Annotated in this window: 14 protein-coding genes; 10 read left to right on the top strand and 4 right to left on the bottom strand. The window is 38.6% G+C overall.

Going from position 1 to position 16660, the window contains the following annotated elements:
- The 4 genes from porK to VKY50_RS03295 all read right to left on the bottom strand — a co-directional run.
- The coding region (gene porK, locus VKY50_RS03310; protein WP_324298824.1) for a T9SS ring complex lipoprotein PorK/GldK at positions 1–1177 on the bottom strand (1177 nt) is incomplete at its 3' end.
- Positions 1178–1324: 147 nt separating this feature from the next.
- Entirely contained in the window at positions 1325–2482 is a 1158-nt protein-coding gene (locus VKY50_RS03305) for a formimidoylglutamase (protein WP_324298822.1), read from the bottom strand.
- Between the two features lie 10 nt (positions 2483–2492).
- Positions 2493–5021, bottom strand: a complete 2529-nt coding sequence (gene topA / locus VKY50_RS03300; RefSeq protein WP_324298819.1) for a type I DNA topoisomerase — start codon at positions 5019–5021, stop codon at positions 2493–2495.
- A 137-nt stretch (positions 5022–5158) separates the two neighbouring features.
- Positions 5159–5929, bottom strand: a complete 771-nt coding sequence (locus VKY50_RS03295; protein ID WP_324298817.1) for a hypothetical protein — start codon at positions 5927–5929, stop codon at positions 5159–5161.
- 499 nt (positions 5930–6428) lie between these two features.
- Here VKY50_RS03295 and miaB point away from each other — a divergent pair, with 499 nt between their 5' ends.
- From miaB to purH, 10 genes are all read left to right on the top strand, one after another.
- Positions 6429–7874 (top strand): tRNA (N6-isopentenyl adenosine(37)-C2)-methylthiotransferase MiaB, encoded by a 1446-nt coding sequence (miaB, locus tag VKY50_RS03290; RefSeq protein WP_324298815.1) that lies wholly within the window; start codon positions 6429–6431, stop codon positions 7872–7874.
- Between the two features lie 20 nt (positions 7875–7894).
- The gene (locus VKY50_RS03285) at positions 7895–9178 is read left to right on the top strand and encodes a sigma-54 interaction domain-containing protein (protein WP_324298813.1); all 1284 of its coding nucleotides are present in this window, start codon (positions 7895–7897) and stop codon (positions 9176–9178) included.
- Positions 9179–9200: 22 nt separating this feature from the next.
- Positions 9201–9692 (top strand): LptE family protein, encoded by a 492-nt coding sequence (locus tag VKY50_RS03280; RefSeq protein ID WP_324298811.1) that lies wholly within the window; start codon positions 9201–9203, stop codon positions 9690–9692.
- A 6-nt stretch (positions 9693–9698) separates the two neighbouring features.
- On the top strand, positions 9699–10607 hold the full coding sequence (locus VKY50_RS03275; RefSeq protein ID WP_324298809.1) for a hypothetical protein: 909 nt from the start codon (positions 9699–9701) through the stop codon (positions 10605–10607).
- A 7-nt stretch (positions 10608–10614) separates the two neighbouring features.
- Positions 10615–10977 (top strand): preprotein translocase subunit SecG, encoded by a 363-nt coding sequence (gene secG / locus VKY50_RS03270; RefSeq protein ID WP_324298806.1) that lies wholly within the window; start codon positions 10615–10617, stop codon positions 10975–10977.
- Between the two features lie 148 nt (positions 10978–11125).
- Entirely contained in the window at positions 11126–11404 is a 279-nt protein-coding gene (locus VKY50_RS03265; RefSeq protein ID WP_324298804.1) for a co-chaperone GroES, read from the top strand.
- A 68-nt stretch (positions 11405–11472) separates the two neighbouring features.
- Positions 11473–13104 (top strand): chaperonin GroEL, encoded by a 1632-nt coding sequence (gene groL, locus VKY50_RS03260; RefSeq protein WP_324298802.1) that lies wholly within the window; start codon positions 11473–11475, stop codon positions 13102–13104.
- 471 nt (positions 13105–13575) lie between these two features.
- Complete coding sequence (locus VKY50_RS03255) at positions 13576–14448, top strand: pirin family protein (RefSeq protein ID WP_324298800.1); 873 nt, start codon at positions 13576–13578, stop codon at positions 14446–14448.
- Between the two features lie 64 nt (positions 14449–14512).
- Entirely contained in the window at positions 14513–14983 is a 471-nt protein-coding gene (locus tag VKY50_RS03250) for a GAF domain-containing protein (protein ID WP_324298798.1), read from the top strand.
- A gap of 64 nt (positions 14984–15047) precedes the next feature.
- Positions 15048–16580 (top strand): bifunctional phosphoribosylaminoimidazolecarboxamide formyltransferase/IMP cyclohydrolase, encoded by a 1533-nt coding sequence (gene purH / locus VKY50_RS03245; RefSeq protein WP_324298796.1) that lies wholly within the window; start codon positions 15048–15050, stop codon positions 16578–16580.
- Positions 16581–16660: the final 80 nt, after the last annotated feature.

Genomic DNA, 16660 nt, shown 5'->3' with positions numbered 1-16660 from the left:
TCATTGTGGAAACATATTCGTACGAATTGGGGTCGTAAGAAGAATTTGTCCATTCAGACACATTACCTGCCATATTGTATAGATTGTAGTCATTCGGGTCATACGACTTGGCTTCGACCGTATAAAGGGCCTGATCCGCAGCATAATCACCTCGTAGTGGCTTGAAATTAGCCATAAAACAACCACGATCATTCAATATGTATGGTCCTCCCCAAGGGTACGTCCCGGATTGGATGCCACCTCTGGCGGCATATTCCCATTCTGCCTCGGTAGGTAATCTAAACTGATTGACAAATTGCTTGCTATTTTCTTTTTGATAATCATTCTTATATTTTGTTCTCCAAGCACAAAATGCTTTAGCTTGTTGCCAAGTCACACCAACCACTGGGTAATCGCTATACGCTTCACTCCAAAAGTAATCGTTGTGCATGGGTTCATTATAAGAGTATGCAAAATCCTTTATCCAAACCGTAGTATCAGGATAAATGTTAACTTCTTCATGTTTGATAAAATCTAGACGTTTTCCTCCTCCTTTTGCTCTAGCCGCTGCTTGGATATCCATCCAATCGTACTGAAACTTGAGTTTTTTCACATCAATGGTACGCTGACCATTGTAGGATTCTTCAGTGGACAAGTAAATACTGTCCATAACCTCAGCGTAGTATTCATCAGGATATTTAGAAACATCCCAAATGAGATCTACATCCTTATTTAGGCTTCTCCCCTCATAACCAGTCTCCCCCATACCTGCGTAATTAAACAGCATGTATTTATCGTACTCGGATAAATTGGATGTGTCCGCATCTTTAAATGCAAATTCGCCAATACCACCAGTTCCTGGAACCTCTCCCAAGTCATCAGCAAGTATGGCCAACTCGGTTCGGACTATGGAATCCTTTACCCACTCTACAAATTGTCGGTATTCACTATTAGTTATCTCTGTCTCGTCCATATAAAATGAACGAACAGTCACTGTTTTAGTTGGAGCATTGAGAACATCGGCCATGTCTTCATCAGACCTACCCATTATGAAGGCACCTCCAGGAACTAGAGACATCCCGTAGGGCTTTTCTGGATGCCATTTCTTCCCTTGAACACCAACTAATTCTCCTCTGTCATTAGAACCACAGCTGGTTAATAATAATGTAACAGATGCTAAAAGAAATAGCTTTTTCATATACAAAATTGAGGTTAAATTACATTCTTAGATTTAAGACGGTAAACCTATTTAATAAATTTTAAAAAAACAATAAACTCGTAATTTTTGTTGTCAAATGGCTCTAAAGCACAGTCAATGGAGTATATCCATAGATTTTTAGATTCATTAAACTAACATTTTTTTATATGCTTTCCACCATCTTTCTGGTATAGTACCTTTGCTGGCTTCAACATATTCACTGTGTGTGCAAGGTAATAACGTATGCCTTTTAAATTTATTATCTAAATTTTCAATTTGTGGCACTTCTAGCCACCATCTTCCAGAAATATGGCTCTTAAAAAAGCATAGCTCCATATCCTCTAAAGGCACAATATACTTTGTGTAGTTAGCATTTGTGATAAAAGGGTAATCTTTTTTTCTAAAGTTATAGCCTTCAATAAAATACCAAATAATTTGTGCACTTAATTGGGCACACTGAATCGTGCGTTTGGTATTAAATAATCCAAAGGCTGTGACCTTATCACTAATACCAGCATAACGACTGATAGCACAAATCTCTCGACCATCAAATCCGTTGGGGTATGTATTGGAGGCATAACCAAGTTCGGCAGCCTTCACAGCGGTAAGATCCAAACTAACCAGATCCGTATCCCTGAAGATCGGCTCTACTACGGTGATATCATTGGTCACCTCTCCAAGTCTATAGGCGTCAAAAAATAATTTCTCAATCAGATCAATTTCTTCCTGAGCATTAAAATAAGTCTGATACCCCACAATACTACAATTAAACAAATTATTAGGTTGTTCCATAATAATCTTACTCATAAAAGCATTCGAGGAAATCAGTTCATCATTGACGCTTAGATCAAATTTACTGTCTACCGAGGTCAGGTTTACCATCTGCTCCAGAGCGTCATAGGCCCTATACATGGCAAAAGTCAAGTCTTGACTCCCCCCAATTACAATAGGAACGATACTTTTCTTCAACAAATCTGTCACAAGAGAACTTAAGGCAAAATAAGTATCCTTTAAAGATTCCCCCGGTTCTATATCTCCTAAATCTACCAAATTTGAAGGCCAGTTCCCCTGAAAGAGCTGGTAAAACTCTTTGCGTATAGCATTGAGATCGACTGCTTGGATATCGACCTCACTATCTGAGCGTGATTCCTTTACTCCGATTATGGCCAACTGGACACTGTCAAGTTCTGGAACCCCATCTGTCTTAGTATGAATACGAATACTATTCCCTATGGCCTGTGAAGGTAACATTTCTTTGTGAGCCAATACAGTATGTGATACAGGGGTTAAGAATTCAAGGTTCATAGTTTACAGATTACTTTTTGGCTTTCGATTTAGTGGTCGCCTTTTTAGTGGTTGTCTTTTTGGTGGTTGTCTTCTTGGCAGTGGATTTCTTTTTCGAACCACTTTTTTCAATCATTTCTTTGACCTGATCCAAGGTAAGTTTAGTCGCATCAATATCTTTAGAGAGCTCTATCTTGGTCTTCCCTTTAATGATATTGGATCTTCCCCAACGTGCCTTTTCCACTCGTATACCTTCCTCTTCCCAGTTATGTATAACCTTTTCACGTTCTTTTTTAAGTTTATCTTCAATCAGGGTTTCAATATCGTCTTGGGAAAGATTATCAAAATCATATTTTTTATTGACATTGATGAATATTCCATCATATTTAATAAAGGGTCCAAAACGCCCTTTACCTTTGGTAACTTCTTTACCCTTATACCATGCAATTGGTGCATCAGCTTTTTTCTTAAGTTCAATGAGCTCCACAGCACGATCATAAGTTACGTCAAAAACATCTTCTCCAGGAGATAATGATACAAAACTCTTTCCAAATCGCACATATGGACCGAATCGACCTACGTTCACTTGAACTTCCTCTCCTTCATATTTTCCTAGTGTTCTCGGAAGTTTAAAAAGTGACAAAGCTTCTTCAAAAGTAATGGAATCTATTGATTGATCTGGTAGTAGACTGGCAAAACGAGGTTTCTCCTCTTCCTCTACTGTTCCGATTTGTGCCATTGGTCCAAACCTTCCTAGACGAACACTTAATTGCCTCCCCGATTCAGGATCAGTACCTAATATACGCTCTCCACTTTCACGCTCCGCATTTTCTTCTACATGCAAGACATTAGGATGGAAATCTTTGTAAAAAGAGGCTATCATTTTAGACCAATCCTCTTCACCAGAGGCAATGTCATCAAAACTTTGCTCTACTTTAGCGGTAAAGTTGTAATCTAAAATATTTGAGAAATGATTGACCAAAAAATCATTTACGATCATTCCAATATCCGTGGGCACCAGCTTCCCCTTATCAGAACCAACTGTTTCGGTAAGCTCAGCCTCCACAATGGAGTCATCAATAATGGAGTACTGCAAGTATTTACGCTCTACCCCATCTATGGTGCCTCGCTCCACATAACCTCTATTTTGTATAGTGGATATGGTAGGCGCATATGTAGATGGTCTACCGATACCAAGTTCTTCTAGCTTTTTAACCAAGGAAGCCTCCGTGTAACGATATGGCGGTCTTGTAAATCGCTGTGTAGCGGTGATATTTTGTTCAAAAACTTGTTCATTTACTCTCAAGACCGGTAACATCCCTGCTCTATCTTCATCTTCTTCATCTGTTCCCTCTAAATACACTTTAAGGAATCCTTCGAATTTTAATACCTCTCCATTGGCAATAAATAATTCGTTGTGTTTATCAGCCTTAATCTTCACATTGGTTCGTTCTAAAAGAGCATCGCTCATTTGTGAAGCTATGGTACGCTTCCAAATCAAGTCATATAATCTTGCTTGATCTCGGTCTATTTGAACACTATGACGACTCATATCCGTTGGACGAATAGCCTCATGAGCCTCTTGAGCGCCTTTAGATTTTTTATTGTAATTTCTTGATTTAGAGAATTTCTCTCCGTAAGACCGAACGATCTCCTGCTTTGCAGCATTAATGGCCTCAGGGGATAGGTTTACGCTATCAGTTCTCATATAGGTAATCAGCCCAGCCTCATATAGTCGTTGTGCAATGGTCATAGTTTTGGAAACCGAAAAATACAATTTCCTTGAAGCCTCCTGTTGTAGGGTCGAAGTAGTAAATGGAGCAGCAGGACTCTTTTTAGCAGGCTTTGTATCCAACTCCACTATATGAAATGAAGTCCCAATATTTTTTTCTAAGAATTTTTTAGCCTCCTCTTTAGTATCGAAATTTTTGTTAATCTTCGCTTTAAAAACGGTGCCTTCACTATTTTTAAATTCAGCGACAACTCTAAAAGACGCCTCAGGGTTGAACTCTTTAATCTCACGTTCACGCTCAACAATAAGACGAACGGAAACCGATTGAACTCTCCCTGCTGAAAGCCCAGTTTTTATTTTTTTCCAAAGCACTGGAGACAACTCATAACCCACTAGACGATCCAACACTCTACGTGCTTGCTGTGCATTCACAAGATTGTAATCAATACTCCTAGGATTTTCAATGGCCTTTTGAATGGCATTTTTAGTAATGGAATTAAATACAATTCGTTTGGTATTTGCCTGATCTAATTTTAATGTTTCCGCTAAGTGCCAGGCAATCGCCTCCCCTTCTCGGTCCTCATCACTTGCGAGCCAGACGGTCTCTGCATTTTTCACAAGTTCTTTCAGCTTTTTAACAACGGCCTTTTTATCTGAAGATACAATATACTTGGGTTTAAAACCTTTTTCCACATCCACACCCATCTCTTTTGATGGAAGGTCAGATATATGTCCAAAACTAGACGCTACCTTATAATCCTTCCCAAGAAATTTCTCAATCGTTTTTGCTTTTGCAGGTGACTCTACAATAACCAAATTCTTTGCCATACACCAAATTTTAGGTTTACAAAAGTATATAGAATTTTTAATTTGCCATACTTGGACATGTTCAAAGGGCGTAAAACACTTCTAAAGTGCAGCTTTAAGCCCTAAAATATTTTTACATATCCCTAAATTGCAACCATTTAAATCTCAGTGGTCTCAATTTGAGAAATTTTTTCATCTTCCTCAAATCCAACAGCCTGTTTGTACACTATATAATAAGGTAGATAAACAAATGATGAGGTGAAAAGTACACCAATTACACATAATAACATTCCGACGATATTCGCTAGCAAGGAAGATACAATTAACAATCCAAATAGCAACAACCATTTTTTGTTACCTAACTGAAATGAAGCCTTTATGATTTCATTGGCTGTTAGCTCCGGATTATATGCCAATATAACAGGGATTAGCCCTAAAGGAATTGCAACATAAAACACTGGAAAATAACAAAGCATCACAGCCAGTAGCGCAATACCCAAACTTATTACAGAGAGCAAGAACAATTTACCCAAATAGGCTTTTTTAAGGAACATAAACATATTTGACTGTCCGCCCTCGAGCCCTAAGTCTTTTTCTTTTACAACGCTATAATATCCAGCAGTAAGTCCTAAAATGATGGTTTGCACCAAGGCCATTACTGGAAGAAAAAGCAATACGAAAACGATTATATACCATGGGGATAGGTTTCCAGCCTCAATATTGGACTCAGGAACCCCACTAGCTATAGCAGCGAATATGGGAATGTAAAGAATTAAAATTGCTGGAAGTACTAAAATAACATTTAATAGTAACATAAGGATTCCCTCTCCCCACGTTTTCTTAAACAAGTCAATGGCTTGTGAGAAGATATTACCAAAATCTAGTTTTGGTGCTGTTGTAATTTTATTAGACAGTTCTGTTAGGTTCATAGTCCTGATTATAGATTAGATAAACAAACCTACAAAAAAAACCGAAATAACTAATGGGTATTTTAATCACTATATCATATGGACTTGCTAATGGTCGGTATGCACCCAATACCTTTTACTTTTAAATCCAAAGAAATGATTTAAACAAGGGTATTACCAACTAGTTCAAGGGCAACATTTAACTTGATTGATCACTACAAAAACGCCTTACCGTAACACAAATAAAAAGTAATTCAAAATTTATATCAAAACGGTCTTGGATATAAGCTAAAGGTAAATTCCAAAAACAAAAATAGAAGGCTGTAGGAAAGTTATTTAAAAGAATTACCTATAAAATAGGTGCCTTATTAATTTAAAATAAAAACATACACGTTTGACACACAACAAACTAACCCTGGTTATAGTTGTTCGACGAAGTTTTTAAAATTAATATGCCAATATGTCACTACTTTATTATAAATTGTATCTTTGCGCAGCAATTCAATTTTATCAGTGAATAATGGAGAAGATAATTGACGAAAATCAACAAGGAAATAGTTTAGTTCTAGATCAGAACGAAAACAACAACCGCAAGCTATATATAGAGAGTTATGGCTGTCAGATGAATTTTTCAGACAGTGAAATCGTGGCGTCCATACTAGCTAAGGAGGGTTTTAACACTACTCAGAAAATGGAAGATGCGGATCTTGTTCTAGTGAACACTTGTTCTATCAGGGATAAGGCAGAGCAAACCATCAGAAAACGTTTAGAGAAATTTAATGCCGTAAAAAGAATCAACCCTAAAATGAAAGTGGGGGTATTGGGCTGTATGGCGGAGCGTTTAAAAGACAAATTCTTAGAGGAAGAGAAAATCGTAGACTTAGTTGTTGGTCCAGACGCCTATAAAGATCTTCCAAACTTAGTACAGGAAATTGATCAAGGACGTGATGCTGTCAATGTCATATTATCCAAAGAAGAAACCTATGGAGACATCTCCCCTGTTCGTTTGAACTCCAATGGGGTTAGTGCCTTTGTATCCATCACCAGAGGTTGTGATAACATGTGTACCTTCTGTGTGGTTCCATTCACAAGAGGTCGAGAGCGAAGCCGAGATCCACAGTCAATATTAGACGAGGTTAACGACCTATGGAGTCGAGGGTTTAAAGAAATCACCCTTTTAGGTCAAAATGTAGATAGCTACTTATGGTATGGCGGTGGACTTAAAAAAGATTTTGCAAAGGCTACTGACATTCAAAAAGCCACTGCAGTTAACTTCGCTAATCTATTAGAACTTGTCGCGCAAGCACAACCAAAGATGCGAATCCGGTTTTCCACTTCCAATCCACAGGATATGACCTTGGATGTGATTCACACCATGGCAGCCCATAGAAATATTTGTAACTACATTCACCTACCGGTACAAAGTGGAAGTGATGCCATATTAAAGGCTATGAATCGTCAACACACCAGAGCTGAATATTTTCAGTTAATTGACAATATTCGAAAAATCCTTCCAGATTGTGCTATTTCTCAAGATATGATAGCTGGTTTCCCTACAGAAACCGAAGAAGATCATAAGGACACCCTATCTTTAATGGAGTATGTAAAATACGATTTTGGATTTATGTTTGCCTACTCTGAACGTCCAGGAACTTTAGCGGAGCGAAAAATGGAAGATGATGTCCCTGAAGATGTTAAAAAACGTCGCCTTACAGAGATCATTAACCTTCAACAAAAACATTCTCACTACAGAACCCAACAGCATCTAGGAAAAACTGAAGAAGTATTAATTGAAGGTACTTCCAAAAAATCAGACGAACATTGGATGGGAAGAAATTCGCAAAACACTGTGGTTGTTTTCCCTAAAGAAAATTATAAGGTGGGTGAATTTGTAAACGTAACCATCAAAGATTGTACTTCAGCAACGCTAATGGGAGAAGCGGTAGGGTATTCAGATAACAATTAATTTCACCAAAAACAATTTTCATGGAAAATGTTCAGGCTATAAAACAACGATTTAGTATCATCGGAAATGATGTGAAACTAAACCGTGCCATTGAAAAAGCTATTCAAGTGGCACCGACCGATATTTCTGTGTTAGTTACAGGTGAGAGTGGTGTTGGTAAAGAAGCACTACCGAAAATTATTCACGGTTTATCCCACCGTAAACACGGAAAGTTTATCGCGGTAAACTGCGGAGCTATTCCTGAAGGGACTATAGATTCCGAACTTTTTGGACATGAAAAAGGAGCCTTTACTGGCGCTACACAAACCCGAAGTGGCTATTTCGAAGAAGCCGATGGAGGAACCATCTTTTTAGATGAGGTTGGTGAACTTCCACTAACGACTCAAGTTCGACTACTTCGTGTGCTGGAAAATGGAGAATTTTTAAAGGTTGGATCGTCGAAGGTCCAAAAAACCGATGTTCGAATCGTAGCTGCTACCAATATCAACATGTTCGAAGCCATAGAAAAGGAAAAATTCAGAGAGGACCTCTATTATCGACTCAGTACCGTTGAGATCTTTCTTCCACCACTTCGCAATCGAAAAGATGACATTCATTTATTGTTCCGAAAATTCGCCTCTGATTTTGCTCAAAAATACAAGATGCCAACAATACGTCTAGAGGAGGGCGCCGTTGAACTTCTTAAAAAGTACAGATGGGCAGGAAATGTAAGACAGTTAAGAAACGTCGCAGAACAGGTTTCCGTTCTAGAACAAAATAGAACCATTTCAGCGGAGACTTTAAGAGGATACCTACCAGATACTGGAAGCAATCTCCCTGCAGTGGTAAAGAGTCAAAGTTCAGAAAGTGACTTTGGCAGCGAGCGAGAAATTTTATATAAATTTCTTTTTGATATGAAGGGGGATTTAAACGACTTGAAAAAATTAACCTTGGAACTAATGAAAAACGGTGGAGACCGTCAGAAGGTTCAACAGGAAAACAAAAACTTGATCAATAAGATATATGGCGATGAGAGCGAGGTAGATTATGAGCCCGCTGAAAACGATGATACTCCTGTGGAAATCCTAGAGATCGAACAACGAAAAGATCCTTCATCACTAACCACGATCCCTGCAGCACTAGAGGATAAGTATCACTTTGCCGAAGACATCCAGGAGGAAGAAACGCTTTCTTTACATGACAAAGAACTCGAGTTAATCAAAAAAGCCTTAGAGCGCAATAAAGGAAAGCGTAAAGCAGCGGCGAAAGAGTTAGGAATTTCTGAACGCACCCTATACAGAAAAATAAAACAATTTGATTTATAAAGCGTTATAGCAATCAATAGTTATGAAAAATAGTATTGTACTTTTAATCAGTTGCATGCTCCTATGGGGTTGCGGTCCGTACTCTTTTACAGGAGTGAACACAACAGCTGAAAGCTTCCAGGTAAATTTCTTTAGAAATGAAGCCCCTATTGTAGAGCCTGGAATGGATTACGATTTCACCAATGCGCTTCAGGATTTAATCGTAAATCAAACCAACTTGCAGTTGGTGACCCGAAATGCAGATCTTATCTACGAAGGAGAGATTGTAGACTATCGTGTTTCTCCAATGTCTGCCACGGCAGATCAAAGGGCTGCTCAAAACAGGTTGACTGTTACTGTAAATGTTCGCTTCTATAATGCAGACAATCCAGAGGAAGATTTCGAACAACGCTTTTCCTTTTTCTACGACTATCCTGCCACGGCACAATTAGTGACGGTGCGTCAAGAAGCACAGGAGGTTATTTTTGAACGGATCACTCAAGATATTTTTAATGAAACGCTTGCCAATTGGTAAATTAAAATGAATATTTCAGATTTTTCAGACTTACTTAGAAAACCTGAGAATTTGTCCCAGGAGAAGATCGAAGCCCTAGAGAAGGTCATCGAGACATTCCCCTATTTCCAATCTGCACGCGCGGTATACCTTAAAGCTTTAAAGCAGCAAGGCAGCTACAAGTACAACGGTGAATTAAAACAAACGGCCGCCTATACCACAGACCGCTCTATTTTATTTGAATTTATCACCTCAGAGGAATTTAAACAACATGGTGTTGCAAAAAAAATAGCTACCCATATTGCCAATGAACAGCTCTATCCCATTGAAGTTATTGCGGAGGAGGTTATTGTCAGAGATCACAAAACTGCCTTTGACTTTAACCAAGTAGATGCAGAGGCTGTTATGGATCCGGAATTATTCCAGCCTAAAACTCCTTCGGAAGAACGTAAGGGGCAAAAGCCTGACCATCAGCAGCAGGACACCAAAAGTCCAAGTGAAACCTTAGAAATTGGCAAACCTTTAGATTTTAATGCCTCGGAATCCCGCTCTTTCGTGGAGTGGCTGCAATTGTCCGCTCCTCCAAAACCTATTGATCGCCAAAAGCAAAAAAGAGTCGAAACCACGGGCTCCGATAAAAAAAATCAACCAGCAGCCATCGAGCAAAAATTAAAATTAATCGATCGCTTTATAGAGACCAATCCTAAGATTCCACCCGTTGGAAACACAACGCCAACCAAAGGAAATTTAGCTAAGGCGGTAGTATTGGAGAAAAATGAACTAATGACTGAAACGCTGGCCCGTGTGTACTTAGAGCAGAAAAAGTATAAAAAAGCAATACAAGCATATAAAATTTTAAGTTTGAAATATCCAGAAAAAAGTGGTTTCTTTGCAGACCAAATTAAAGCAGTAACGAAATTAAAAGACAATAATTAATATTATAATGAGCACATTTTCAATTTTCTTGATCCTTATTATCATCGTATCCTTTCTGTTGGTTTTAGTCATAATGGTACAAAACCCTAAAGGAGGCGGATTGTCTTCTTCATTCGGTGGAGGTGGAAGTCAAATTGTCGGAGGTGTGAAGAAAACTGGGGACTTTTTGGATAAAAGTACTTGGACATTAGCGACAATTTTAGTAGTCTTAATTCTGCTATCAAACATTACACTAATTTCAAACACCACATCAGCCGATTCTAAATTATTAGAAGGAAGTGGTATTGAAAATCGCCAGGTACCTGCAGCAGAATTACCTCAGCCAGCAGTCCCTGCCACAAATGCAGGAGATAGTCTTGACGGACAGTAAAAAAAACAGTACGATAGAGGTTCTAATGCCAGCTTAGTGACAAGCTGGCATTTATTTTTTATGAATGTCAGTTTTTTATCAAATGGCACAATTTCTGCCTATCGAATAAGAGTTAAATTAAAAATTAATTAATTAAATTTTGAAAAATATGTCCAAGTTAAACATCAAGCCGCTTGCAGACAGAGTTCTTATCGAACCTCTTGCAGCTGAAACCAAAACAGCTTCTGGTATTATTATTCCTGACAATGCAAAAGAGAAACCTCAAAAAGGTACAGTTGTCGCAGTAGGTCCTGGTACCAAAGATGAAAACATTACCGTTAAAGTTGGAGATACCGTTTTGTATGGGAAATTTGCAGGTACAGAACTTAAATTAGAAGGTACTGATTACCTAATGATGAGAGAGAGCGATATTCTTGCGATCGTTTAAGCTCACACTTTTCAACCAATTAATTTTCAAAACACTCAAAATTTATTTTTGAATTAAAAACTAAAAAAATGGCAAAAGATATTAAATTTGACATTCAGTCTCGCAACGGACTCAAGCGAGGAGTAGATGCATTAGCCAATGCAGTTAAAGTTACCTTAGGTCCTAAAGGGCGTAACGTTATTATTAGTAAATCATTTGGTGCACCTCAAGTAACTAAAGATGGTGTGACAGTGGCAAAAGAAATCGAATTAGAAGATGCTCTTGAGAACATGGGAGCTCAGATGGTGAAAGAGGTTGCTTCTAAAACAAATGATTTCGCTGGAGACGGTACTACTACTGCTACCGTTCTAGCACAAGCAATCGTTAAAGAAGGTCTTAAAAACGTTACCGCTGGTGCCAACCCAATGGATCTAAAAAGAGGTATTGACAAGGCTGTAGAGGCTTTGGTTGCTGACCTTAAAAAACAAGCACAAACCGTTGGTGATTCATCTGAAAAGATCAAACAAGTTGCTTCAATTTCTGCAAACAACGACGATACCATCGGTGATCTTATCGCGAAAGCTTTTGAAAAAGTAGGTAAAGAGGGTGTTATCACAGTAGAAGAAGCTAAAGGAACAGACACCTACGTGGACGTAGTTGAAGGAATGCAGTTTGACAGAGGTTACCTTTCTCCATACTTTGTGACTGACACTGACAAAATGATTGCTGAACTAGACAATCCATATATCTTATTGTTCGATAAGAAAATATCAAACCTTCAAGAAATTCTTCCTATTCTAGAACCAGTAGCACAATCTGGAAGACCACTTTTAATCATCGCTGAAGATGTAGACGGACAAGCACTTGCTACCCTTGTGGTGAACAAACTACGTGGTGGATTGAAAATTGCAGCTGTGAAAGCTCCAGGATTTGGAGACAGAAGAAAAGCAATGTTAGAAGACATCGCGATCCTAACTGGTGGTACTGTTATTTCGGAAGAAAGAGGTTTCTCTCTTGAGAATGCTTCCTTAGACATGTTGGGTACTGCTGAAACTGTAACCATCGATAAAGACAACACAACAGTTGTGAATGGTTCTGGTGCTACTGACCAAATCCAAGGTCGTGTGAACCAAATTAAAGCACAAATCGAATCAACTACTTCAGATTACGATAAAGAGAAACTTCAAGAGCGTTTAGCTAAATTGTCTGGAGGAGTTGCTGTACTTTATGTTGGTGCTGCTACCGAGGTTGAAATGAAAGAAAAGAAAGACCGTGTAGATGATGCATTACATGCCACTAGAGCGGCTGTAGAAGAAGGTATTGTTGCTGGTGGTGGTGTTGCTTTGTTAAGAGCTAAAGCTACTCTAGATAAAATCAAAGCTGAAAACGACGACGAAGAAACAGGTATACAAATCGTAAGTCGTGCAATTGAAGCACCAATGAGAACTATCGTTGAGAATGCTGGTAAAGAAGGATCAGTTGTAGTTGCTAAAGTATACGAAGGCAAAAAAGATTTCGGATACAATGCTAAAACCGACGCTTATGTAAACATGCTAGAAGCTGGTATTATCGATCCAACGAAAGTAACACGAATTGCATTAGAGAACGCCGCTTCAGTAGCTGGAATGATCCTAACTACTGAATGTTCTTTAACCGACATTAAAGAAGACGCTCCTGCAATGCCTCCAATGGGCGGAGGAGGAATGCCAGGTATGATGTAAGAAGCATACCATCCATAATATTAAGAGCTGTACTTTTAAATAAGTATGGCTCTTTTATTTTTAAACAAAAGGCACTATCGTACTGTTATGTACTACACTTAAAAACTTAGGGGTAAAAGAAAAAAATGCGAGAACCGACAAAAACAGCACGATTAGAAACCTTCTATCCATTGGATTTTGCAATGAACAATCGCTGGCCAGTACCATTTAATGTCATATAATTTTAATTTGGGGGAAGGACATCTTAATTATCTTCCATTTTTCGAGGTCTTTTCCAGGGTGACTTTCCCTGATTTATCTCTCGCAGATTTAAAATGAGCCAGCACCAATACCGTAAATTTACCTGAATTAGATAACGTAGAAAATAGCGCCATAGTACCTTTTAATCTGTAAGGTATACGCTCAGACTTTCAGAAATTTAGGATTTTGAAAACCATTAAATAGTGTTATCTTTAAGCAAAACAACTTCACATGTCTAATAAAGGATTAATCATCGAACAACGAAGCAGGGATATAGGTGATTTTTTAGTAGGTCGCTATTTACCTTTTCGTAAAAAAAGAATGGTAGGGCCCTTTATCTTTATCGATCACATGGGACCCTCGAGTATTCAACCAGGAAGCTATTTAGATGTGGGGCAACATCCGCATATCGGGCTCTCTACCCTAACCTACCTTTTCGAAGGACAAATCCACCACAAAGACAGTCTAGGCAGTGATCAAATCATCACTCCAGGCTCTGTGAACTGGATGACCGCTGGCAAAGGGGTTACTCACACAGAGCGCACCCCTGCGCAGCTTCGGGACGGCAAAACGTATCCTTTACATGGGTTTCAAATATGGATTGCTCTTCCAAACCATCTGGAGAATATGGAACCTGAGTTTCACCATTTTGACAAAGATGAGCTTCCAAATTGGGAAGAAAATGGCTTACAATTCCGATTAGTCGCAGGAGAAGGCTACCACCAAAAATCACCTGTACCAGTTCACTCTAACCTTTTTATGCTTGAGATTAAAAGCGTACAAGACACTCTATTAGAAATACAAGATCAGGTCAAAGGAGAAATTGGCATCTGCATTATTAAAGGAAGTATTAATGCCTGTGGGCAAAGGATATCGGAAGGAAACATGATTGTGTCCAAAACAGAAGATACCTGTAAAGTGGAGGTCTCAAACCATACGCATCTTTTACTCTTTGGAGGAGAACCTTTTCAAGAGAAGCGCCACATTTTCTGGAATTTCGTATCATCAAGTCCCCAAACCATTGCACAAGCCAAGACCGATTGGAAAAACAAAAAATTCCCAAAAGTACCTGTCGATGATTCTTATATCAACCTGCCTGAGTAAAACAATTTTTAAAAATTAAGAGGTTTCCAAAGCCAAGAAAGTTACCTTTGTAAAAAATCATAAAATGCCATTCGAAAGCTTAAAACCAAAGGTAGTAGCGCTACTTGCAAATCAAGAGCAAACCCTTACCAAGAAACTTACAGCAGTTTGCCAACTATTAAAACAGTCCATCGACTATTACAACTGGGTGGGCTTCTATTTTAAAAATGGAGACAAAGAAGAATTAAAGCTTAAAGCCTTTGCTGGTGAGCCCACGGACCACGTGATTATTCCTTTTGGAAAGGGAATTTGCGGACAGGTAGCGGTTTCAAACCAAAACTTTGTAGTTCCCGATGTAAAAGCACAGGACAATTACATTGCCTGCAGTTTGGATGTCAAAGCAGAAGTGGTAATACCCCTGTTTGTAGCAGGTGAAAACATCGGTCAAATTGATATCGATTCACATACAGTGGATCCATTTTCTAAAGCGGATGAAGACTTTTTGACCTTTGTCAATCAAAGTGTAGCCCAAATAATTAAGAAAAAAGATTTTTAGTGCGTATAGATTCGCAAATTAATGCAAAAAAACTACTTTTGCACTCCATCATAACACAAGGACAATGAACGATTTCAGATCAGCCAAATCGGCTTTAATTTCAGTTTTTAGTAAAGACGGCCTTGAGCCAATTGTAAAAAAATTAGATGAACTAGGTATAACCATATACTCAACAGGCGGCACCGAAAAATTCATTAAAGATTTGGGGATCCCCGTTGTTCCTGTAGAAGATGTAACGAGCTACCCTTCTATCTTAGGTGGACGAGTTAAAACACTGCACCCAAAGGTTTTTGGAGGTATTTTAAACCGTCAAGAAAATGAATCCGATCAGCAAGAGTTGGAAAAATTTGAAATTCCACAACTTGACATCGTTATTGTTGATCTTTATCCATTTGAAAAGACAGTTGCTAGTGGCGCATCAGAACAAGATATCATCGAGAAAATCGACATAGGTGGAATTTCACTCATCAGGGCAGCAGCGAAGAATTACAAAGATGTACTTTGCGTTGCCTCTATGGACGACTACCAAGAGTTTTTAGATCTTTTACTTCAAGATAATGGTAAAATTTCTATTGAAAGCAGAAGACGTTTTGCAGCCAAAGCATTTAACATCTCTTCTCATTATGATTCAGCCATTTTCAATTACTTTAATGCTGAGGAGTCCCTCGAAGCTTTTAAAGTAAGTCAAACCAATGGAACAACCCTTCGATATGGAGAGAACCCACACCAAAAAGGATTCTTCTACGGTGACTTAGAAGAACTTTTTGACAAGGTCCATGGAAAAGAGCTTTCATATAACAACCTATTGGATGTTGATGCAGCAGTGAATTTGATGGGAGAATTTAAAAATGACGATCCGACTTTTGCAATTTTAAAACACAACAACGCTTGTGGGCTTGCTACAAGAAGCACTATCAAACAAGCCTATGTGGATGCCTTAGCTGGAGACCCAGTATCGGCCTTTGGTGGGGTACTCATTTCAAACAAAGAAATCGACTTAGAGACCGCTGAGGAAATTCACAATTTATTCTGTGAGGTGGTCATTGCACCATCATACGCATCTCAGGCCCTTGAACTTCTTAAAGGCAAAAAGAACCGAATAATCCTAATTCAAAAAGAGGTTGAATTCGCCACCCAAAGTGTTCGCACATGTCTTAATGGCATGCTAGTACAAGAAAAAGACCTTAAAACCGATACGGTCGAAGATCTTACCTATGTCACCAACAATAAACCTTCAGAAAATGAGTTAGAGGACTTAATCTTTGCTTCTAAGATCTGCAAACACACCAAATCCAATACCATCGTATTGGCCAAGAACAAACAATTGTGTGCTAGCGGAACAGGTCAGACCAGTCGAGTCGATGCCTTAAGACAGGCCATTGAGAAGGCACAGTCTTTTGAATTTGACCTAAAAGGTGCTGCCATGGCAAGTGATGCATTTTTCCCTTTCCCTGATTGTGTAGAAATCGCAAGCAAGGCTGGGGTGGAAAGTGTTATTCAACCAGGGGGCTCGATTAAAGACCAATTAAGCATCGATTACTGTAATGAAAACAATGTTTCCATGGTATTTACGGGAACACGTCATTTTAAGCATTAATTTTATTACATTTGGGAGATTTATAAAATCATGAACCTCACAGTAGCTAAAACTGTGAGGTTAAATAAAAATAAAACGGT

Source organism: Galbibacter sp. (genome assembly GCF_035306585.1).
Taxonomy (GTDB): domain Bacteria; phylum Bacteroidota; class Bacteroidia; order Flavobacteriales; family Flavobacteriaceae; genus Galbibacter.
Note: the sequence above shows the minus strand (reverse complement) of the source record. Positions and strands in the feature narration are given on the sequence as shown.

Excerpts from the sequence above, each read along its gene's own strand:
- VKY50_RS03305 (WP_324298822.1), bottom strand. The coding sequence starts at position 2,482 with ATGAACCTTGAATTCTTAACCCCTGTATCACATACTGTATTGGCTCAC.
- topA (WP_324298819.1), bottom strand. The coding sequence starts at position 5,021 with ATGGCAAAGAATTTGGTTATTGTAGAGTCACCTGCAAAAGCAAAAACG.
- VKY50_RS03295 (WP_324298817.1), bottom strand. The coding sequence starts at position 5,929 with ATGAACCTAACAGAACTGTCTAATAAAATTACAACAGCACCAAAACTA.
- miaB (WP_324298815.1), top strand. The coding sequence starts at position 6,429 with ATGGAGAAGATAATTGACGAAAATCAACAAGGAAATAGTTTAGTTCTA.
- VKY50_RS03285 (WP_324298813.1), top strand. The coding sequence starts at position 7,895 with ATGGAAAATGTTCAGGCTATAAAACAACGATTTAGTATCATCGGAAAT.
- VKY50_RS03280 (WP_324298811.1), top strand. The coding sequence starts at position 9,201 with ATGAAAAATAGTATTGTACTTTTAATCAGTTGCATGCTCCTATGGGGT.
- VKY50_RS03275 (WP_324298809.1), top strand. The coding sequence starts at position 9,699 with ATGAATATTTCAGATTTTTCAGACTTACTTAGAAAACCTGAGAATTTG.
- secG (WP_324298806.1), top strand. The coding sequence starts at position 10,615 with ATGAGCACATTTTCAATTTTCTTGATCCTTATTATCATCGTATCCTTT.
- VKY50_RS03265 (WP_324298804.1), top strand. The coding sequence starts at position 11,126 with ATGTCCAAGTTAAACATCAAGCCGCTTGCAGACAGAGTTCTTATCGAA.
- groL (WP_324298802.1), top strand. The coding sequence starts at position 11,473 with ATGGCAAAAGATATTAAATTTGACATTCAGTCTCGCAACGGACTCAAG.
- VKY50_RS03255 (WP_324298800.1), top strand. The coding sequence starts at position 13,576 with ATGTCTAATAAAGGATTAATCATCGAACAACGAAGCAGGGATATAGGT.
- VKY50_RS03250 (WP_324298798.1), top strand. The coding sequence starts at position 14,513 with ATGCCATTCGAAAGCTTAAAACCAAAGGTAGTAGCGCTACTTGCAAAT.
- purH (WP_324298796.1), top strand. The coding sequence starts at position 15,048 with ATGAACGATTTCAGATCAGCCAAATCGGCTTTAATTTCAGTTTTTAGT.